Source organism: Enhygromyxa salina, from assembly GCF_002994635.1.
Taxonomy (GTDB): domain Bacteria; phylum Myxococcota_A; class Polyangia; order Nannocystales; family Nannocystaceae; genus Plesiocystis; species Plesiocystis salina_B.
This window is the reverse complement of the sequence record NZ_PVNL01000117.1, coordinates 63569-83951: the sequence shown is the minus strand read 5'-3', so window position 1 is coordinate 83951 and position 20383 is coordinate 63569. Positions and strand designations below refer to the sequence as shown.

The 20383-nt window shown below is 68.0% G+C and carries 17 protein-coding genes; 7 read left to right on the top strand and 10 right to left on the bottom strand.

Going from position 1 to position 20383, the window contains the following annotated elements:
* The first annotated feature begins 4 nt into the window (after nucleotides 1-4).
* The gene (locus ENSA7_RS29160; protein ID WP_106092649.1) at nucleotides 5-2083 is read left to right on the top strand and encodes a PQQ-dependent sugar dehydrogenase; all 2079 of its coding nucleotides are present in this window, start codon (nucleotides 5-7) and stop codon (nucleotides 2081-2083) included.
* Here the strand turns inward: ENSA7_RS29160 and ENSA7_RS29155 are convergent.
* On the bottom strand, nucleotides 2058-3287 hold the full coding sequence (locus ENSA7_RS29155; RefSeq protein ID WP_106092648.1) for a glycosyltransferase: 1230 nt from the start codon (nucleotides 3285-3287) through the stop codon (nucleotides 2058-2060). The genes ENSA7_RS29160 and ENSA7_RS29155 overlap by 26 nt on opposite strands.
* Before the next feature lie 129 nt (nucleotides 3288-3416).
* On the opposite strand from ENSA7_RS29155, the gene ENSA7_RS29150 reads away from it, so the two are divergent.
* Together ENSA7_RS29150 and ENSA7_RS29145 are read left to right on the top strand one after the other, a co-directional pair.
* Nucleotides 3417-4136 (top strand): FHA domain-containing protein, encoded by a 720-nt coding sequence (locus tag ENSA7_RS29150; RefSeq protein ID WP_106092647.1) that lies wholly within the window; start codon nucleotides 3417-3419, stop codon nucleotides 4134-4136.
* Nucleotides 4137-4196: 60 nt separating this feature from the next.
* Nucleotides 4197-5714 (top strand): HEAT repeat domain-containing protein, encoded by a 1518-nt coding sequence (locus ENSA7_RS29145; protein ID WP_106092646.1) that lies wholly within the window; start codon nucleotides 4197-4199, stop codon nucleotides 5712-5714.
* Between the two features lie 75 nt (nucleotides 5715-5789).
* On the opposite strand, the gene lon is transcribed toward ENSA7_RS29145, so the two are convergent.
* The 3 genes from lon to ENSA7_RS29130 form a co-directional block, all read right to left on the bottom strand.
* Complete coding sequence (lon, locus tag ENSA7_RS29140) at nucleotides 5790-8174, bottom strand: endopeptidase La (RefSeq protein WP_106092645.1); 2385 nt, start codon at nucleotides 8172-8174, stop codon at nucleotides 5790-5792.
* A gap of 356 nt (nucleotides 8175-8530) precedes the next feature.
* Nucleotides 8531-9160 (bottom strand): hypothetical protein, encoded by a 630-nt coding sequence (locus ENSA7_RS29135; protein ID WP_106092644.1) that lies wholly within the window; start codon nucleotides 9158-9160, stop codon nucleotides 8531-8533.
* 3 nt (nucleotides 9161-9163) lie between these two features.
* Nucleotides 9164-9988, bottom strand: coding sequence for an SDR family oxidoreductase (locus ENSA7_RS29130; RefSeq protein WP_106092643.1), 825 nt, complete (start codon nucleotides 9986-9988; stop codon nucleotides 9164-9166).
* A gap of 125 nt (nucleotides 9989-10113) precedes the next feature.
* Between ENSA7_RS29130 and hemH the strand changes: the two genes are divergently transcribed.
* Nucleotides 10114-11178 carry a ferrochelatase gene (gene hemH / locus ENSA7_RS29125; RefSeq protein ID WP_106092764.1) on the top strand — a complete coding sequence of 355 codons (1065 nt, stop codon included), beginning with the start codon at nucleotides 10114-10116 and terminating at the stop codon, nucleotides 11176-11178.
* Here hemH and ENSA7_RS29120 read toward each other — a convergent pair.
* Nucleotides 11175-12128, bottom strand: coding sequence for a TonB family protein (locus tag ENSA7_RS29120; RefSeq protein ID WP_181234226.1), 954 nt, complete (start codon nucleotides 12126-12128; stop codon nucleotides 11175-11177). The two genes, hemH and ENSA7_RS29120, sit on opposite strands and share 4 nt — an antisense overlap.
* Nucleotides 12129-12372: 244 nt before the next feature.
* Between ENSA7_RS29120 and ENSA7_RS29115 the strand changes: the two genes are divergently transcribed.
* Nucleotides 12373-13152 (top strand): arginyltransferase, encoded by a 780-nt coding sequence (locus ENSA7_RS29115; protein ID WP_244923945.1) that lies wholly within the window; start codon nucleotides 12373-12375, stop codon nucleotides 13150-13152.
* Nucleotides 13153-13187: 35 nt separating this feature from the next.
* Here the strand turns inward: ENSA7_RS29115 and ENSA7_RS29110 are convergent, their stop codons facing one another.
* From ENSA7_RS29110 to ENSA7_RS29095, 4 genes are all read right to left on the bottom strand, one after another.
* The gene (locus tag ENSA7_RS29110) at nucleotides 13188-15011 is read right to left on the bottom strand and encodes a TRAP transporter large permease (RefSeq protein ID WP_219908077.1); all 1824 of its coding nucleotides are present in this window, start codon (nucleotides 15009-15011) and stop codon (nucleotides 13188-13190) included.
* Nucleotides 15008-15946 carry a TRAP transporter small permease gene (locus ENSA7_RS29105; protein WP_106092641.1) on the bottom strand — a complete coding sequence of 313 codons (939 nt, stop codon included), beginning with the start codon at nucleotides 15944-15946 and terminating at the stop codon, nucleotides 15008-15010. The genes ENSA7_RS29110 and ENSA7_RS29105 overlap by 4 nt, the downstream gene beginning before the upstream one ends.
* A gap of 202 nt (nucleotides 15947-16148) precedes the next feature.
* Nucleotides 16149-17174, bottom strand: a complete 1026-nt coding sequence (locus ENSA7_RS29100; RefSeq protein ID WP_106092640.1) for a TRAP transporter substrate-binding protein — start codon at nucleotides 17172-17174, stop codon at nucleotides 16149-16151.
* A gap of 197 nt (nucleotides 17175-17371) precedes the next feature.
* Nucleotides 17372-18364 (bottom strand): TRAP transporter TatT component family protein, encoded by a 993-nt coding sequence (locus ENSA7_RS29095; protein WP_106092639.1) that lies wholly within the window; start codon nucleotides 18362-18364, stop codon nucleotides 17372-17374.
* A 156-nt stretch (nucleotides 18365-18520) separates the two neighbouring features.
* Between ENSA7_RS29095 and ENSA7_RS29090 the strand changes: the two genes are divergently transcribed.
* The gene (locus ENSA7_RS29090; RefSeq protein ID WP_244923944.1) at nucleotides 18521-19792 is read left to right on the top strand and encodes a DUF5690 family protein; all 1272 of its coding nucleotides are present in this window, start codon (nucleotides 18521-18523) and stop codon (nucleotides 19790-19792) included.
* Between the two features lie 98 nt (nucleotides 19793-19890).
* Here ENSA7_RS29090 and ENSA7_RS45490 read toward each other — a convergent pair whose 3' ends face one another.
* Nucleotides 19891-20058 carry a hypothetical protein gene (locus ENSA7_RS45490; RefSeq protein WP_244923957.1) on the bottom strand — a complete coding sequence of 56 codons (168 nt, stop codon included), beginning with the start codon at nucleotides 20056-20058 and terminating at the stop codon, nucleotides 19891-19893.
* Here ENSA7_RS45490 and ENSA7_RS29085 point away from each other — a divergent pair.
* Nucleotides 19987-20373, top strand: coding sequence for a CBS domain-containing protein (locus tag ENSA7_RS29085; RefSeq protein ID WP_244923953.1), 387 nt, complete (start codon nucleotides 19987-19989; stop codon nucleotides 20371-20373). The two genes, ENSA7_RS45490 and ENSA7_RS29085, sit on opposite strands and share 72 nt — an antisense overlap.
* The last annotated feature ends 10 nt before the right edge of the window (nucleotides 20374-20383 follow it).

Genomic DNA, 20383 nt, shown 5'->3' with positions numbered 1-20383 from the left:
ACCCATGACGCCGCTGACCCCGACTCGAGCGCGAAGCTCCGCCGCTGCGCTGACCCTCGCGGCCGCGCTCAGCCTCGCCTGTGGTCCGCGCGTCGAGCCCCCGGTCGGCTGCGCAGCGATCGCGGCGTTGCCCTCGACCGCGGCGATCCAGCTGACCCGCGTGTTCCACAACGTCGACGTCGAGGGCGGCGTCGTCCTGACCCAGCGACCCGACGACGACTCGCGCTGGTACCTCGCGACCCAGGGCGGCGTCGTCTACAGCTTCGCCAACGAGCAGGACGCGGTCCCCAGCGTGTTCATTGACGTCACCGATCAATTGGCGACAGCGCCCGAGGCCGGGCTGCTGGGGCTCGCGTTTCACCCCGACTTCGCGACCAACGGGTATGTGTATCTCTCGCTCACCACCCCGGGCGCGGGCGCCTTCATCTCTCGGATCGCCCGCTACCACAGCGACGACGGCGGCCTGAGCCTCGATCCCGCCAGCGAGGCGGTGATCTTCGATCTCACCCAGCCCTACACCAACCACAACGGCGGCGACATCCACTTCGGGCACGACGGCTTGTTGTACATCGGCTTTGGCGACGGCGGGTCCAAGGAAGATCCCAACGGTCACGGGCAGAACACCGACACGCTGCTGGGCTCGATGCTGCGGATCGACGTGGACGGCGCTGACCCCTACGCGATCCCAGCGGACAATCCGTTCGCCAGCGGCGGCGGGGCCCCAGAGATCTTCGCCTGGGGCCTGCGCAACCCGTGGCGGTTCAGCTTCGACCGCGAGACCGGCGATCTGTGGGCGGGCGACGTCGGGCAGTACGACTGGGAGGAGGTCGATCGGATCCGGCTCGGCGGCAACTACGGCTGGAACCTCAAAGAGGGCGCGCACTGCTTCGCTGCAGATCCCTGTGACCAGGCCGATCTCGTCGATCCCGTGGCCGCGTACGCCAACCCCGATGACGCCTCGGTGGTCGGCGGCTACGTGTACCGGGGCGCGGCCATGCCCGAGCTGGTCGGCAGCTACATCTACACCGACTTCTACCTGGGCACGATCTGGGCCGTCGTCGAGGGGGCCGAGCCGAGCGTGCTGCTTGGCTCGTCCGGTCACGCGTTCGGGGCCTTCGGTGAGGATCAGGACGGCGAGCTGTACGGGGTCGACTACGGCGGCGGGATCTGGCGGCTCGCGCCCAACGTCAACGCCGGGGCCGCGTCCGAGCTCCCGACCAGCCTGCGCGCGACCGGCTGCGTCGACGCTGACGATCCAACCCAGCCGCCCGCCACCGCGCTCGGCTACGAGCTCAACGTACCGTTTTGGTCGGACGGCGCCGACAAGGCGCGGTGGCTGCATCTCGCCGAGGGCGAGACGATCACCGTCGAAGCCGACGGCGACTGGTCGCTGCCGCCGGGCTCGGTCGTGGTCAAATTATTCAGGCTCGGGGATCGCCCGGTCGAGACCCGGCTGCTCGTCCACCACGACGACGGGCGCTGGGCCGGGTACAGCTACGCGTGGAACCAGGACGGCAGCGACGCCGAGCTGCTGCGCGACGGGGAGCTCCGCAGCTTTGGGTCCGAGCAGTGGCTGTTCCCTTCGCGGGCCGAGTGCATGTCGTGCCACACCAGCGCGGCCGGGATCTCGCTGGGGCTCGAGACCGGGCAGCTGCAGCGCGGCACCCAGCTGCAGGATTTGGTCGGGCGTGGGTGGTTGGCGGAGCTCCCAACGGGTGACGCGCTGCCGAGCATCGACGGCGACGCGGCCCTCGAGGATCGTGCTCGCGCGTATCTGCACGCGAATTGCAGCCACTGTCACCGCGCGGCCGGCCCCAGTAACACGCCGGGGAACTATCGCTATGATCGCTACCTGGTGGATCCTGCGGAGATCGGGGTGTGCGATGTCGAGCCGGTCGCTGGGGACCTGGGCGTCCCGGGGGCCCGTATTTTGGTTCCGGGGGATCCGGCGAGCTCGGTGCTCTCGCTGCGCCTGCACGCCGACGGCGACGATCGGATGCCGCAGCTCGGGAGCCTGGCGCACGACGACGCCGGGATCGCGCTGATCGACGAGTGGATCACAGCGCTGGTGGCGTGTCCCTAGCCGGCTTGATCGGTTTGATTTGGGGCGCCGCCGACAGCCGCCCGCTTCGCTCGACCCGCAGCTGGTGGCCTCGCCACTCGACCTCGCGCCGACTCATCGCCCGCAGCCACGCCAGGCCCAGCGCGACGTCGCCCAGCCCGGCCTCGATCACCGCTCGCCCGACGCCGACCCGGCGCCCCGACCAGTGCTGAGCCGCGAGCGTCACGACCAGCCGGCCAAACACGGCCAGACCCGCGGCCGTCGCCGCGATGATCGGCCGACCGACGAGCCCGATCCCCGCCAGCGCGAGCACGATCGGCGTGGCGAAGAAGAACAGCGGATACGTCGACATCAGCGCGGGCCGCTGCCCTCGGACCGCCAGCATCCACCGACCAAACCGCGCGACGGCCTGCGAGAAGCTCGGGTCACCCCCGCGCGCGCGCCCGAGGATCGGCGCTGCGACGATCCCCCAGCCGCCCGCGCGCAGTCGCGTCGCCATCTCGAGATCCTCGGCCAGATACTGGGTCAGCTCCGCGACCGCGCACGCGTCCAGGGCCTCGCGTCGGGCCGCCCAGATCTTGCCGACCAGGCCATAGCCATAGATGCCGCACAGCAGCGGGAACGCCGTGAGCGAGGCGCCGAGCACCGCCTCGCTCGCGCGCGGACCCAGCCCCGGGTGGGTCCGCAGCTCCGACCACGGACCCCACGACGCCCCCACGCGCGCGCCCGGGTCGACCAGCGGCATCAGCAGCTCGTCGAGCGGGTACCCGGCGAGATCGACGTTGCTGTCGACGTTGACCGCGAGCTCGTAGGTATCGCCCGCGCGGGCGAGCACGGCAGCGTGCATGCTGGCCTTGCGGTTCGGCCCGGTCGGTTCGTGCAGCTCGAAGCGCGCCTCGATCCCCGCTGCGCGAAGCTGTGTGATCGCAGCGTCGATCACCGGTCGGGCGCCGTCGTTTTGATCATCCACGCACAACACCACCGTCAGCTCGACCGTGGTCTGAACCTGCGTGAGCGAGGTCAGGCACGCCAACAGGTGCGGCTCCGCGCCCGCGCAGGGCCGGATCAGCAGCACGCGACGGCCAGCGACGCTGGTCGGTGGCTGTCGACGAAACCGTCGCTGCAGCTGCGCCCGACGCAGGGCGGCTCCCAGGGCCAACCACGCGAGCACGGCCGCCCAGACCAGGGCGAGGAACGCTGCTCCGCTGGTCAGCGTGTCCGGCACGAGGTCTATATATCCCGACTCGCCCGCGACCCACGGGCCCGAGGTTCGCGCGCGCGGCTTCCGACCCGTTGGGTTTCTCGCTGGCAACCAGCGCTGCCAACCAGCGCGTGGCTTGCTATTGTGGTGCGCATGCAAGGGGCGGGGGAGCGGGAGGCCGACGACGACGAGGGCTTGGTGCCGTGCATCGACGTGCTCGAGGGTCGCAGCAAGGGCAAGGCGTTCCCGCTCGAGCGTGTGCGCGGCTACGTGGTCGGTCGGCTGCCCGGGGCCGAGATCCACATCGATGATCCCGGCGTCTCGCGTCGACACATCAAGCTCACCCGCCGCGATGACGGGAGCGTCCATGCCGCGGACATGCGCTCGACCAACGGGTTGATCGTCAACGGCGAGAAAATTGATGGCGGCCCGCTGCTCGAGGGCGACGTGATCTCGCTGGGGCCCGACGCCGTCCTGCGCCTGGCGTACCGACCGCCCGAGCGCATGTACGAGGCCGCGCTCGCGCGCGCTGGCTTCGGCTCCAGCTTGGGGCCTGCCCCCGTCGAGGTCGCGACCACAGAAGATCAGCGCTCGCCCGCCGCTGGCACACCGCGCCAGGTCGACGGCGCCGGGGACTCGACGGCGGTGATCTTCTATCGGCCCAAGCTCTCGGACTTGCCGATCAGCGCGCGGCAGCTGGAGGTCAGCCAGCTGGTCGCAACGGGGATGACCAACGCCGCGATCGCCGAGCAGCTCGGGATCTCCCCGCGCACCGTCACCAGCCACCTCGATCATATTTATGGCCGGCTCTCGATCAGCTCCCGGGCGGCGTTGACTCGCTGGATCGTCGAGCGCGGTCTCACCGGCAATTGACCGCCACGGCCGCGTTGGCAGCGGTCGGTCGTCGTTGAAAAAACGTGGCAACATGGGCGGGTGCTGAGCGTCGCCCTGATCCTGCAGCTGTTTGCGCCTCCGGTCGCAGCGCCCGCTGGCGAGCCCGCGGTGGCCCAGGCGCCAGTCGACGCGTACGACCTCGAGGCCGCAACCCGTGACGTCGAGGTGATCCTCATCGACCGGGGCAAGCCGTACCTGGAGGCGCGGGCCCGACTCGAGGCGTACCCGGCGTTGGCCGCCGAGGCGGTCGTGGCTCGGCTCGAGGCCGTGCCCGCGCCGGGGCCCGAGAAGCGCGATCGTCTGCTCAACGTGCTCGCCGCGCTCAAGCGTCCGGAGCACGTGGCGATGTTTGGCGAGCAGCTGCGCCGGGCGATGCTGCAGGACCGGCCGACCGAGCTGTGGCTGCAGCTGCTGCGTCGGCAAGGCTCGGCCGCGACGCCGGTCTTGATTGGGCTGGTGGGTGACCGCGAGCTCAGCAACGAGCAGCGCAGCCTGCTCATCGAGGCGCTGGTGGACGCGACCGCCAGCGACGAGCTCGGGGCGCTCATGGCCATGGTCGGACGTGGCGCCAGCGAGCTGCAAGATGCGCTGCGCCGCGCGGTGATCCGTCGGGCCCGCGAGCGCAGCGACGATCAGGCCGCGATCGCGGCGGGGATCGACGACGACCTCGACACCGACGCGAGCGACGCGGGCCGGCTGGCGCAGCTGTTGATCCTGCGCGCGGCCTGCTGCGACGTCGACGACGGGTTCACGGCCCGGCTCGAGGCCGTGCTCAGCGATCCGGCCGCGCCGTTTCAAGTTCAGGTCGCGGCGATCGATGGATTGGATCGGCTCGAGCGCGGCGCGGGCGTGCTCGAGGCCATGGTCCGCGCGCAGGGCAAGGCGGCGCTCGAGGGCGCGCAGGCGGCCGAGATCCTGGTCGCGCTCGCGCTCGAGGCTCTGCCGGCGGACACGGCCGCGAGCCTGGGCGCCGAGCTGGCGCTGATCAGCTCCGAGGCCCCGCGCCTGGCCCAGCTCGGCTACCGCTTCGCCGCGCTCGCCCCCGATCACAGCTGGCTCGCCGCCAGTCAGAGGCACGCCTGGCCCGAGGTTCGCAAGACCGCGCTGACCCGGGTCGCCGACAGCGGCGGCTGCGACAAGACCACCGTCCGCGCGCTGACCAGCATCGCCGGGCCGGTGAGCGCGGGTGGTGAGCGCGACGCGCGGGTCGGTCGGGCCGCCGTCACCGCCCTTGGGCGCTGCAATGATCCCAACGCGTACAAGGCCCTGCGTGAGCTGCTCGACAATTCCGGCGTGGATCTGACCCAGCGAGCCGAGGCCGCGCGGCAGCTGGTCGAGCACGATCCAGGCGGTGCCGATCTCATCGCAGAGTCGTTGCTCGAGGGCCGCTACCCCGATCTCGCGCGTGATCTCGTGGTCGCGCTCGGCCACGCGAGCAGCCCGAGCGAGACGGTCAGGGACGCGCTGTGCCGCACCAGTCGGGCCAACCCGATGGTCGCGGCGACCGCTGGCGAGACCGTCGCCCGACTGTTTCCGGGCGAGGGCTGCGAGCCCTGAGCCCGCGAGCACGAGACAAAAACACACGAGCCCGGCTACCAGTTGGTAGCAGGGCTCGCTCAATCAGCTGCTCGGTCAGCTCAGTGGGGCCGAGCTGTCGAGCTCATCGATGATCGACAACCCCAGCTGCGACTGACTCGGTCGCGGCTCGTGCTCGAGCGCGGCGTCGAGCACCTCGCCCATGTCCTCCGCGAGCACGAACTCGAGCTGCGAGCGGACCTCCTCCGGGACGTCGTCGAGATCGCGGGCGTTGCGGTGCGGCAGGATCACCCGGGTGATCCCAGCCCGATGGGCGGCGAGCACCTTGGCCTTGATCCCGCCGACCGGCAGCACCCGACCGCGGAGCGTGCACTCGCCGGTCATCGCGGTGTCACTGCGGACCCGACGACCGCTGAGCAGCGAGGTCAGGGCCGTGAAGATCGTGACCCCCGCGGACGGGCCATCCTTGGGCACGGCGCCGGCCGGCACGTGAATGTGGATGTCCCGCGTGTCGAGGAAGTCCGGCTCCACGCCGATGCTGGCCGCGTTGCTGCGCACATAGCTGAGCGCGGCGTGGGCCGACTCCTTCATGACATCACCGAGCTGGCCGGTGATCTTGAGCGCGCCCTTGCCAGGCATCTGCGAGGTCTCGATGAACAGGATGTCACCGCCGACCGGTGTCCACGCCAGCCCGGTTGCGACCCCGGGCACGGCCGTGCGCTCGGCGACCTCGTTGTAGAAGCGCTGCTTGCCCAGGTACTCGTCGAGATCCTCGACGGCGATCCGCACTGGCTCGGTCGGCTCGTCACCCTTACGCCGGGCGACCTGCAGCGCGACCGCCCGCGACAGCTTGCCGAGCTCGCGCCCGAGCTGCCGGACCCCGGCCTCACGCGTGTAGTCGGTGATCATGTGGCGCAGGGCCAGATCGTCGATCTCGAGCGTGTCTGGGCCGAGGGCGTTCTCTTCCAGCTTGCGCGGGATCAGGTGACCCTTGGCGATGTTCAGCTTCTCTTCCGGGGTGTAGCCGTTGATCTCGACGATATCGAGGCGGTCGCGCAGCGGCGGCGACATCTTGCTCAGATCATTGGCCGTGACCACGAACATCACCTCGGACATGTCGAAGGGCAGCTCGAGGTAGTGATCCGTGAACGTGTGATTCTGCTCGGGGTCGAGCAGCTCGAGCAGCGCGGCCTCGGGCGAGCCACTCCAACCCTGCGAGAGCTTGTCGACCTCGTCGAGCAGCATCACGGGGTTCTTGACCTTGGCCTTGCGCATCGCGTTGATGATGCGCCCGGGGATCGCTCCGACGTAGGTTCGCCGATGGCCGCGGACCTCGGCCTCGTCGCGCACGCCACCTAGCGCGATGCGAACGAAGGGCCGACCCGTGGCCTCGGCGATCGAGCGACCGAGCGAGGTCTTGCCGACACCGGGGGGGCCCGCGAGGCACAAGATCGTGCCCTTGCTGCCGCCCGACAGCTTGAGGACCGCCATGTGCTCGAGGATCCGCTGCTTGACGTCGTCGAGGCCGAAGTGGTCGGCGTCGAGCTGCGCGGAGACCTCGTCGAGATCGTCTTTGACCTCGGCGCGGGTGCTCCACGGCAAGTCAGCGATGGTGTCGAGATAGGTGCGCGCGACGTTGAACTCCGGGTGCGCGGGGTTGAGCTTGGTCAGCCGCTTGAGCTCGCGGTCGACCACCTTCTGCACCTCTTCGGGCAGCTCGGCGGCGGCGAGCTTCTCGGTCAGCTTGTCGGCCTCGCCGTTCTCGTCGTCGTCGCCGAGCTCGGTCTGGATGGCCTTGACGCGCTCGCGCAAGATCGCCTCGCGCTGGTGCTTGCCGAGCCGCTTGCGCACCTCTTCGTCGATCTTCTGGCGGATCGAGTGCATCTCGTGCGCCTCGTTGACGAAGCGCGCGACCAGGCGCAGACGCTCGGGGACATCGAGGGTCATCAGCACCTCGACCTCGGCGCGGCGCTCGAGCGGCAGGTGCGATCCGATCGCGTCGGCCAGCGCGCCGGGCTCGAGCCGCTTGGCCACGGCCTCGACGAGGTTGCCGCCGTCGGTGCCCGCGAGCTCGCGGACGTGCTCGCGCAGGGACTCGGCCAGGATCTTGGCCTCGGTCGAGTCGGCGCTCTTGTCGGGGGCTGGCGAGGTCGACACCCGCATGTGCGGATCACTCTGTAGCACCTGCTCTAGGTTCACGCGCTCGCGGGTCTCGACGACGAGGCGCGCGCTGCCATCGTTGCTGCGGCCGATGCGGTGGACCCTCGCGAGCACGCCGACCGGGTGCAGGTCGGCGATCGTGGGTTTCTCGGTCTCGGGCTCGCGCTGCGAGGCGATGACGATGATGTCGCCGGCGTTCACGGCGGCGACCAGCGCCAACGAGCGCGGACGCCCGACGGGGAGGGTCGACACGGTCCCTGGAAGCAACACCCCACGGCGCAGGGGCAGCAGCGGGTACTCGTTGGTTGGCTTGTCGGTCATGATGGTTCCGTTCGGTGGGATGGGACTCTAGCTGGCTAATTCGATGGAGGCTCGAATGCGCCGTTGGTCGGGAAGCTAAGACCCGGTCTTGAAGGGTCAAGGCAAGCACCCAAACTCGCTCCTCCCCAGGCGGGTAGTTGGGCTCGCTACACACGCCACAGAGGCCGCCCGCGGCGCAAGTCCGCCTGCAAATGAGCGCTCTAGTTTCCTGAGGCGCCTGCAAGCGGGTCAGAAGCGTGACCCGAGCTGAAAATAGACTGTCAGCTCTGCACGATGAGCTGTCATACTGCCGCACCTGCGCCTCGGGTGGCGCGGCGTGGCGACGACTGTAGTCAATCAGACCCGCGCAACTATCGTCATTGTGTCAGCTCCAGCGGCCGCGTGGCTCCGCCCGCGAGCACCAGGGCGTTGGTGAGCGCGCGGTAGCCGGTGCTCTCGTCGCGTGGCTCCGTGATCACGCGGCCGCGCACGACGATCTCAGCGCCCGCCTCGAGCACCCACTCGCGCCAGCGAACGCCCTTGTGAAACAGCACACCCCGCATGCCTGAAGGTCCGCTCGCAGCCCGAGCGATCATCTGCGCGACCACGTACGGCGGCGGCGCGAACGGGCCGCCGCGTCCGCGGTGCTCGGCGACCTCGATCATGATCGGCGAGTCGCACGCGCGCACGCGGATCGAGCCGCTGAGGTCGCGCAGCTCGAAGTCCACGAACTCGCACAGGTCGACGACGGGCTCCCAGCCCCGGACCCCACACTCTCGCTCGACGAGCACCCGCCAGCCCAGCCCCAGGCGGCCCGAGATCGGGGCACGCCGGGCCAGGGCCCCCGCGCACGCGCACCCACGCACGACCGCCCAGCCCGGACCCACGCTCGAGATCGGCTGCTGCGCTGGTTGGACCCGCCTGCGCACCCGCGAGACCAAGCTCGCGACCAAGCCCGCGACCGGGCCAGCCCACGGCGTGGGTGGGAGCGCGTGGGCCTTGGCCATGAGTCAATCCAGGAAGAAGTCTGGGAGCAGCTCTTGGGTGGGATCGACCGCGTACTTGCTCAGGTCGGTGACGCCGGCCTCGGCGAGCAGCTCGTCGTCGATGAAGAAGTTACCCGTGCAGGTCTTCGCGTCACGGGTGAGCACCAGGTGGGCGGCGTCGGCCATGATGTCGACCGTCCGCGACTGCCTCATCATCTGCTCGCCGCCGAGCAGGTTCTCGACCGCGGCGGTCGCAATTGGGGTCCGCGGCCACAGGGCGTTGACCGCCAGGCCCTTGCGCGCGAACTCGGCGGCCATGCCCAGCACACACATGCTCATCCCGTACTTGGCCATGGTGTAGGCCACGTGCCCTTGAAACCACCGCGGGTTGAGGTTGAGCGGCGGCGAGATATTGAGGATGTGCGGGTTGTCGGCCTTCAGCAGGTGCGGGATGCAAGCCTGCGAGCAGGCGAAGGTCCCGCGCGCGTTGACCTGGTGCATCAGGTCGAAGCGCTTGAGCGGGGTCTGCAGCGTGCCAGTCAGCATGATCGCGCTGGCGTTGTTGATCAGGATGTCGAGCCCGCCGAAGCACTCGACAGCCTGGGTCACGGCGGCCTGGATCTGGTCTTCGTCGCGGACGTCGACGATCAAGGGCAGCGCCTTGCCGCCAGCTTGCTCGATCTCCTCGGCCGCCGTGTAGATCGTGCCCTCCAGCTTGGGGTGCGGCGTGGCGGTCTTGGCCGCGATCACGACGTTGGCCCCGTCCTTGGCGGCACGCAGCGCAATCGCCTTGCCGATGCCACGGCTGGCGCCAGTGATGAAGAGCGTCTTTCCTGCGAGGTCTGCCATGCCTTGTCTGTGTATCACGACGAGTGGTTTCCGCGCGTGGTTTGGGCGCGCGCCTTGCCCTGTCTCGTCGTGTCCGCGCGTCCCGGCTTGCCACGCACGTGCCCCCGGGCCACAGTGGCGCGGTCGTGTCCGAGGCCCTGCACCGCACCGGGATCTTGTTGGTCAACCTCGGGACCCCGGACGCGCCGGAGCCGGCCGCGGTGCGTCGCTACCTGCGGGAGTTCCTGTCGGATCCACGGGTGATCGACATCAACCCCGTGGGTCGCTGGCTGCTGCTCAACCTGGTCATCCTGCCGACTCGGCCCCAGCGCAGCGCCGCGGCCTATCGCCAGATCTGGACCGACGCGGGCTCTCCGCTGCTGACCCACAGCCTCGCGCTGGTTGCCGCGCTGCGCGAGCGGATCCCAAACTTCCCGATCGAGCTGGGCATGCGCTACGGCAACCCGTCGATCGAGTCCGGGCTGACCCGCCTGCGCGAGCGCAGCTGTGATCAGATCGTGGTCGTGCCCCTGTATCCACACTACGCGTCGAGTTCGACGGGCTCGACCGCCGAGAAGGTCTACCGCAGCGCCGCGAAGCTGTGGAACACGCCGTACCTGACGCTGGTGCCGCCGTTCTACGTGCACCCGGCGTTCATCTCGGCGTTCACCGAGGTCGCCCGCGCCAGGCTCGACGCGCTGGCCCCCGACCACGTGCTGTTCTCGTTTCACGGCTTACCCGAGCGGCAGGTGATCGCCAGCGCGGACCCCAAGCTGTGCGTGGTCCAGCCCGACTGCTGTGAGCGGCTGGTCGACGGCAATCGCAATTGCTACCGGGCCCAGTGCTTCGCCACCGCCAAGGCGCTCGCGCGCTCGCTCGATCTGGGCCCGGACCACGGCGTCGAGCAGCGCTGGTCGATCTCGTTTCAGTCGCGGCTGGGGCGGACGCCGTGGATCAAGCCCTACACCGACGAAGTCGTCCCGACCCTGGCCAAGCGGGGCGTGCGTCGGCTGGCCGTGATGTGCCCGGCGTTCGTCGCCGACTGCCTCGAGACCCTCGAGGAGATCGGCATGCGCGCCCGCGATGACTTCGCAGCCGCTGGCGGTGAGACGCTCGAGCTGATCCCCTCGCTCAACAGCAGCCCGGCGTGGATCTCCGCGCTCGAGACCATGATCACCGAGCAGCTGCCGAGCTCCGCTCGCCAGCGCTAGTGTGACAACCGAAAGATGTTCCAGTCGCCGGAGTCGAGCAGGTTGAACCCAAACGGGAATTCGACGTGCCCGTTCTCGTCGACCAGCCCCGCTGGCATGTTGGGAAACGGTCCCGCGGCCCGGATCGCCCGCACGGCCTCGTCGTCGAGCTCGGGCACGCCGCTCTTTTGCACGACGACCAGCTTCAAGATGTTTCCCTGACCATCGAGCCGGACCATCAGCCCGGTCGTGCGGCTCGAGCGACCGTACTTGCGGCCGTCGGGGTCGGCGCTGTCGATCGCTTTTTGCGGGCGCCAGTGCTCGCGGACGCGGTTGGCCATCCGGTTGAAGAACGACGAGTAGAGGTGCCGCTCGTTGTCGAGCATGCTCGTCTTCTTGGGGTCGTCGCGCGCGTGGGCTTCGCTGGGGCGCGGGCGACCAAAGGTGTCGTTGAGCATCGAGGTCGAGCCGCCCAGGCCCGCGAGCGGCTTGGGCGGACCCTGCTGCGCGGCCGCGTCGGCGCCCTGGGTGTCGATGTCGCCGTCGTCGTCGGCGACCAGGCTGTCGTCGCCTGCGCCGGTCTGATCGCCGGTTCGCTCACCCATGTCATCGCCGCGAACCTGCGCGCGCGCCCCCCTGTCGGGCTCACCTCGGGCCGCTGGCGGCTCGGGCTTGGGCTCGATCTGCGCGTCCTGGTCGGCGATCTGATCAGGTTGCTCGGGGCGCCGATCGTCGTCGGCAGGTTCGCTGGAGGGGCGCTCGTCAGCGGCGCTGACCAGATCGAACTCGACCGCCTGTTCCTGCTCGGGCTTCTCGACCGGCTCGAGCGCGAGCGCGAGCGCGGTTCCAGTCGCGTAGAGTCCGATCGCGTTGATCAGCACGGCCGCGATCACCAACCCGAGCGCCGCCGACCACGACACCCCCTCGCGCCGATGAGCGGCGCCGAACAGGTAGAGTGAAGACCGGGCCACAGTCAGTCCCGCGCCCCGGATCGGGGAGAGACGCGCACGTTTGGGAGCGTAGCGAAACCCCAGAGCCTTGGCCATGTCGTCGCGGGGTCTCGCCGCCAACAGCGCGAGATGGTGCGGTCCACGCGTTTGCCCCTCGACCAAGTGCCAGATGCTCGCGGGGCCAGTCGCGCTCGCGGGTGCGTGCTACGGTGACTGTGTCTGGGTTCGCCAACCCAACTCCCCCTTTGAACCAAACCGCATGAGCGTGGGCACGAGACGTCCCCGGCTGCTCGACGGCCACCCACCGGAGCTGCTCGTCTATGACGAGGACACCAGCTGTCCGTATCTGGACGCGCGAGTGGCTCGGCTGCCGATGCGGCTCCCCACGCGCCCGCTGACGGCGGCGGAGTTCAGCGAGCGACTGCACGTCGGCGATCGTCGCCAGGGCCTGGTGCTCTATCGGCCCAACTGCCCGACCTGCAACGCCTGTGAAGCGATCCGTCTGGATGTCCATACCTTCGCCTCCAACAAGACCCAGCGCCGGATCTACCGGCGCGGGCGCGAGCGCTTTCGCGTGGAGATTGGCCCACCAGCGCTGAGCGCCGAGAAGGTCGCCCTCTACAACAAGCACAAGACCGGTCGCGGGCTCATGGGCGAGGGCGACCCGATCGACGAGACTGGCTACGGCGCGTTCTTGGTCGACTCGTGCGCGGACAGCTTCGAGATCCGCTACTTCGTCAACGACGGTGAGTTGGCGGGTGTGGCGATCGTCGATCGAGGCACCGACGCCCTGTCCGCCGTCTACACCTACTTCGATCCCGATCTCAAAGACCTGAGCCCCGGCGTGTTCTCGATCCTCGAGCAGGTCGAGCTGTGCAAGCGGACGGGCCTGCGCTGGCTGTACCTGGGCCTGTACGTGTCGGAGTGCCCGTCGATGGCCTACAAGTCGCTGTACCTGCCGCACGAGCGCCTGCACGACGGCCGCTGGGCGCTGTACGACCGGCGCAGCGACGGCACCATCGGCCGGGTCGACGACGATGAGTAACCCCTAGAAAAGGGCCTTGGCGCTGCTTCGGCGGTCTATTGGGGGACCATGTTCATGCCGCTGGAGTCGAACGCGGGCTTGACGTCCTCGTCCTCGTCCTCGTCGTCGTCGTCCTCGTCGGGATCGACCGGGATCATGTTCATGCCGCTGGAGTCGAACGCGGGCTTGGGCTCGCCCTCGGTCTGTGCGGTGTCGTCGTCGTCGTCGTCGTCGTCGTCGTCTTCGTCTTCACCCTCGGTGTCGGCCGCGGCCATCATCTCGGCGACCGACATGACGCGCTCACCCGTGGGGCCAACCGTCGGCTGGTTGGCGCCGAGATCCCCCTCGACGTCGGCGTCGCTGTCGGGGTCGTCGGCCTCGCCGGGGGCGGCGGGCGGATCCGGGAAGGGCTCATAGAACGGCTTCTCGCGCATGACCTTGTTGACCAGCCCGAGCGAGATCGTTGGCACGTAGGTCACCGCCATCAGCCCGATCAACATGAGGCCGATGAACGGGATCACCCCGCGCGCGACCTCCCCGAGCGGCTGCCGGAACACCGACGAGGCCACGAACAGGTTGATGCCGATCGGCGGCGTCAGGTAGCCGATCTCGAGGTTGACGATGAAGATGATCCCCAGGTGAATCGGGTCGATGCCGAGCTGCATGCCGATCGGGGCCAGCAGCGGGGCAATGATCAAGATCGCGCTGATCGAGTCCATCAGCGCGCCGACGAACAGCAAGAAGATGTTGATGATCAGCAAGAAGGTGATCGGCGTGAGGTGGCGAGCCAAGATCCACTCGACCACCCGCTCGGGGATCATCTCTTCGACCAGGAACGCGTTGAGTCCGAACGCGAGCGCCATGATGATCAAGATCGTGCCCATGTTGACCACGGCCTCGGTCAGGATCTTGGGGATGTCCTCCGGGCCGATGTCGCGGTGAATCAGCAGCTCGACGATCAGCGCGTAGATCACCGAGACCGCGGCGGCCTCCGTCGGCGTGAACACGCCCGTGTAGATTCCGCCCAGGATCACGCCGGGCAGGCTGAGCGCCCAGATCCCGTTGCGCAGTCGCTCCCACACGATCTTGAATGCGAAGGGCTCACGCTCGACGTTCTGGGCGTTGAACACCGCGCGGCCAGCGAGCAGCACGCCGATCAACATGCCCGGCACGACCCCGGCCAAGAACAGCTCCGCGACGTCGATCGACTGGGCGCTCGACGCGACGATCGCGTAGACCAGCATCGGGATCGACGGCGGGATCAAGATCCCGAGCGAGCCGCCCGAGGTGACGAGGCCAAGGGTGAAGCGGCGGTCGTAGCCGGCCTTGACCAGCTGCGGGTACATCATGGAGCCGATCGCGATCACCGTGACCGGGCTCGAACCCGAGATCGCCGCGAAGATCACACAGGCGAACACCGCCGCGATCGCGAGGCCTCCGGGGAGCCACCCAACCAGCGCGCGGGCGAAGTCGACGAGCCGCTGGGCGATCCCACCGGCGCTCATGATCGACCCGCTGGCGACGAAGAAGGGGATCGCGAGCAGGACCTCCTTGCTCATCATCTCCGCCGCCTTCTCTGGCAGGAGATCGAGGGTGTCGAGGCCGCGATAGTCCTCGCCGAGCAGCATGAAGCACAAGATCGCGAGCACGCCGATGATCACGAACAGCGGCATGCCGAGCACGACCATGGCCGCGAGCGCGGCGAACAGCAGCGTCAGCCCCATGCCGACCCCGAACTTGGGATCTTGGGACAACGCGCTGGTCTCGTCGGCCATGGCCGTGAACGCCAGCAGGGCGACGACGAGGAACACGCACAGGGCCCCGAACACGCTGGCGCGCTTGCGGATGTGCTGGGCGGGGGGCTCGAGCAGGCGGATCATTGTCCGACCTCCCCGTCGACCGAGCCGGTTGGTTTGAGGTCACGCAGCTCGGCCGGTGTCTGTTCGAGCTCACCTCGCAGCGAGAGCACCCCAAGCCCGACGAAGCGGGCGGCCATCAGCGTGTACGCCACGGGAACGACGATGAAGCTCATGAAGTAGGGGATCGCAATTCCGTTGTGGAGGCCGCCGAGTCCGTTCGAGATCTCGTACTCCTCGTGCTTCACGATGATGTAGCGGTAGCCGAGGTACGCCAGCAGCAGGCAGAAGACCGCCGTCAACAGCCCCGACAGCAACCCGCTGATCCGCTGGATCTTCTCCGGCATCGCCTGCTGCACCGCCTCGACCTTGAGGTGGAGGTTGTCCCTCGTCGCCATCGAGGCCCCGAGGAACGCGACCCACAGCGTCAAGATCAGGCCCAGCGGCTGGGCCCACGCGAGCCCGGCCGGGAACCGTCCACAGTGAAAGCTGTACTCGCCCGCCAGGCGCAGCTCGATGCACTCGTACTGCTCGATCTTGCCGGTCCCGAACAGCAGGACCGTCAGGCCCCACGCCACGAGCATGGTGATCGTTGCATAGGCGGCACACTTCGCGTGCGAGAGCGGCTCGCCGTGGATCTGCGCGAGGGTCTTGCCGCTCTCGTCCCCGCGGTTCCACAGCTTGCGGCGGGAGGCCGTTCGAAAGCCCAGGTAGATGATCGCGGCCAGCACGACCAGCAGCACCGGCCCGGCGATCTCCTGCAGCGAGACCCACGTCGGGGTGTCGCGCTCGGCCCCGAACAGCCTGGCGAGCTTGTCGGCGAGGACGCTCTCGGGGTCCGCGTAGCGACGATGGACGACCGAGAGAAACACCACGACCGACATCACGAGCAGCGAGATGACGACGATCACCCGCTCCACTTGGTACAGCCAGTGGTTGAGCTTCTTGAGGAACTCCACCAGCGGACTTTACTACCTAGAGCCCAACCGGAGGTAGGGTTGAGCCGGAGGCACGCGCCCAACCGGAGAAGCGCGCGCCGTACGCTCCACGAGCGCCGGTTCCACAAAAACGAAGACCCAGCTGGAGAGCCCGAGTGGGGTCCGCTGGGTCGCGCGACGGAGAGCTGGCGTTAGCCGGGCCCTGCAGGTTCAGAGGTCGGGATCAGAGGTGCTTGGCGATCGCCTTGTAGAAGCTCGAGCCGTACTTGTCGGTGAACTTCTTGTGGGTCGGCTTGGTGGCCTTGGCGAACGCGTCGAGCTCGGCGCGGCTCGACTCGTGGACCTGGACGCCGGCCGGGGCGAAGTTGTCGATCAGCTGCTTGCCGATCGCGCGGACCGTCTTGCGGCCGTACTCCGACTCCGCCTTGAGATCGCCCGCGATCAGGGTCTGGACGTCGGCGGGGAGCCGGTTCCAGACGTCGAGGTTCATGACCGCCATGGCGGGCTGATAGCTGTGGCGGGTCAGCGTGAAGTGGGTGATCGCCTGGAACCAGGAGGCGGCGAAGGTGAACAGCGGGGTATTGTCGAAGCCGTCGACGACGCCCGTCTGGAGGGCGGTCATCGCTTCGGTCACCGCGATCGGCTGCGGCGACGCTCCGAGCGCCCGCCAGGTGTTCAGATGCACGTCGTGTGACTGCGAGCGCATCTTCTTGCCCTTGAGATCGGCGGTGCTCTTGACGAAGCCGAAGTTGGTGCCGATCGACCGGTGGCCGTTCTCCGAGAAGAACAGCAGCTTGAAGCCGGCCTTCTCGAGCATCTTTTGCACCTCACCGGTGACCTTGTTGTCCAGGATGTCGTCGGCGGCGGTGACGTTGGGGAACAGGTAGGGGAGCTCGAGGGCGGCCAGCTCGGGGATGATGCTCGCCATCGCGGCGGTGGTCCCGGCCCAGCCGGCGATGCCACCCTTGCGGCAGCGGCTGACGGTGGAGTCTTCGTCTCCGAGCCCGCCGCCGAGGTAGACCTTGACCTTGACGCGGCCGTCGGTGCCCTCTTTGACCCGCTTCTTCAGCCGCGACGTGTGCTTGGACCAGGGGGTGCCGCTCGGAGCGACGGTCGCAAACTTGAGGGTGATCTCCGCGTCACCTGCTCGAGCCTTGGGTCGACCAATGAAGAAGGTCGAGACCGCGGCGGCGGAGCCAGCGATGAAGTTGCGGCGAGTAGTATCGAGGGGCTTCTTGCTGTCCGTCATGAGCGGGGCTTTCGACGCGGGGTTCAGGGGATTCTTCACCCCCTAGTAGTGATCGACTCTGAGAGAATCTACGCAGCGTACATTGAGGGTTTACTCGGGCACGGCTGGCGCAAACCAGGATTTTCTGGTTCGCTGGGCCTCGGCTCCGACTACCGCGTCACCGCGTCATCGCTTGCACACGGAAGGGACGTTCAGGATCAGAACAGATCTTCCTGTTGCTTCAGCAGCTCCGCGGCCTTTTCCTGCTCGATCTGCATCTCGGGGCGGATCTCCTCCGGCACGGCGGTAACGTCGGCGTCGAGAACTTCCTGCAGGAGGCTCTCGAACATGTCCTCGTCGTCGAGCTTGGTGGCGAGGTTCTCGGCCATCAAGACCTTGGTGCCCAGGAAGTAGGGGGCGAGCTCGAGCGACTTTTGGTAGTGCTCCTTGGACTTTTCTGGATCGCCGCCCGCGAACCCGGGGGCGATCGCGTAGAAGGCCCCGAAGTAGCGGTGCGGGCCACCGTGGTAGTAGTTCGGGTCGAGCTCGAGGGCCCGGGTCATGGTCGCCTTGATGTTGTCTTTTTGACCGACCAGTACGCCGAAGCCAGAGGCGCGCGCCCACTTCCCGAGCGCGGTCGCGTACCAGTACATCGCGGGCAGGCCCTCGATACCGACGACGGTGATCGCCTCGTGGTATTTGGCCTTGCTGCGCATTTGCTCGCCAAACTCGGGTGACGCGGCGATCAGGGCCCGCTCGCCCCACCACACGGCGCGGTCCATGTAGTCGAGGTAGGCCTTCTCGTTTCCACGCAGGTACGAGTCGGCGTAGAAGTAGATCGCGCGGGTCATGAGCGCGAGGGTCTCTGCGTTCTCGGCCGTGGCCGGAGGCTCGGTGCAGCGCTCTTTTGGTGGGGTGTCGCCAGGGGTGCAACCCATGGCTCGCTCGAACGCTGCGATCGACTCGAGCACCTTGTCTTTGCCCTGGCCGCGGGCCTGCCAGGCCGTGTTCGCGGCCTCCAGCGTGCTCTTGATCTCGGCCGGGTCGAGCGGCTTGGGCTTGGCCGTGGCCGTGGCCGTGGACTCGGTCGCGGTCGCGTCAGCGGGGGCCTTGGTCCCCTTGCCTTCCCAGGCCGCGGTTCGGCCCTTGCAGCCGCCAGCGAAGGTGAGGGCGATGGCCAGGGCCGCGAGTTCGATCGATCGCTTTGTCATGTCGGGCAGTCCTTGGGAGCGTGCGGGCGTGCCGACCTCAGGATCGGCCTCCCTCGCATATACCGGCCAGACAGCCTGGTCAACGATCTATGCTCACCGCTGGTGACCGATCGGCCAGACCCGAGCACGCGTGAACTCGACCCGCAGCGGGCAGGCGTGGCCGCGGCGGTGCCCGCAAAACCAGGCCTGGTAACGTTCTGGGCCATCAGCGCCGCGTTCACCACGTACTTTTGCATGTACGCGTTCCGCAAACCGTTCGCGGCGGCGAGCTTCGAAGGTGAAGCCTGGGGCGTGCAGTTGAAGATCGCCCTCGTGCTCAGCCAGGTGATCGGCTACGCGCTGTCCAAATTCATCGGGATCAGGCTCGTCAGCGAGACGCCGAGCCACCGCCGGGCGTGGACGTTGATCGGCTTGATCGCCATCGCCGAGCTCGCGCTGGTCGGGTTCGGACTCGTGGGTCCGCGCGGCAAGGTCGTGGCGATGTTCTTCAATGGCCTGCCGCTCGGCGCCGTGTGGGGATTGGTGTTTGGGTTCCTCGAAGGCCGCCGAACCACCGAGCTGCTCGGCGCCGGCTTGTCTGCGTCGTACATCGTGGCCAGTGGGATCGTGAAGGCGGTGGGCTTGAAGCTAATGGACTCGGGGGTCCAAGAAGCATGGATGCCTGCCGCGTGTGGCGCGGTGTTCTTGCCCCTGTTCCTGATGTCTGTGTTGGCCCTCGCGAAGCTGCCGGCGCCCACCGAAGCCGACATCGAAGCGAGGACCAAGCGGGACGTCATGCACGGTCACGAACGGCGCTCATTTTTTGCGCGCTTCGCTCCCGGCTTGATCGCGCTGACCACTCTCTACGTGTTTCTCACCGCCTACCGGGATTTCCGCGACAACTTCGCCGCCGAGATTTTTGCCCAGCTCGGGGTGCTCGACGCCGCGGTATTCGCACGGAGCGAGACTCTGGTCGCCGTGTGCGTTCTCGCATTACTAGGGGCGATCTTTATGATTCAGGGCAACCGGCGCGCGCTTCTCGCAATTCATGCGCTGATGGGTTTCGGCGTGACTTTGATCGCAGCAGCCACCGCCGGGTTTGGTCTAGGGCTAATCGACGGGGTCACGTGGATGGTGCTCATTGGCGTCGGCCTGTACCTCGGCTACGTGCCCTATGGCTGCGTACTCTTTGACCGGCTGATCGCGGCGACAGGGGTCGTGGGGACCTCTGTGTTCATGATCTACGTGACGGACGCGTTCGGATACGTCGGCTCCGTCGGCGTGTTGTTGTTCAAGAACTTCGGCCAGCGCGAGCTGAGTTGGCTGGACTTCTTGGTCAGTTTCTCGTGGGTCACCGCGATCGTCGGGGCTGTCGGGTTCACCATCAGTGCGCTCTACTTCGCTCGGGTCACGGCCCAGGTCACGGCCCGCGCCACGCGGCGCGCGTAACACCCGCTGGGTGAACTGTCACGTTGGTGTCACGCCGAGCGTGTCAATAATCCCCACTCGCGCTGAGCGCGAACCCGCGACGCCCTCGATGGCGACTGCTAGCAAATCTTGCCGTCGGTGCCGCTGGCAAACCACATGTCGGCGCCACTACTGTAATCGCGATGAGTGATGGACAGCGCACGGTCGGGGGATGGATGACGCCCCAACCCCATACGATCGGTGATGACCAAACGCTCGCGCTTGCCCGCGAGCGCATGCACGACCATGGCGTGCGACACCTCCCCGTGCTCCACGGCGGGTACCTCGTGGGCGTGCTCAGCAGCCGCGACATCGCCCTCGTCGAGGCGCTCCCGGGCGTCGACATCACCGAGGTCACCGTCGACGAAGCCATGAGCGAGGAGCCGTGGACGGTCGAGGCCAACGCCAACCTGAGCTGGGTCGCGGAGACCATGGCGGCGCGACGGATCGGCACCGCGATCATCGTCGAGGGAGAGGGCAGCGATCAGATCCTTGGTGTGTTCACCACAACCGACGCCCTGCTGGCGCTCGCCAAGCTCGCTGAAGGTCTAGCGACCGAATAGAGGCATAGAC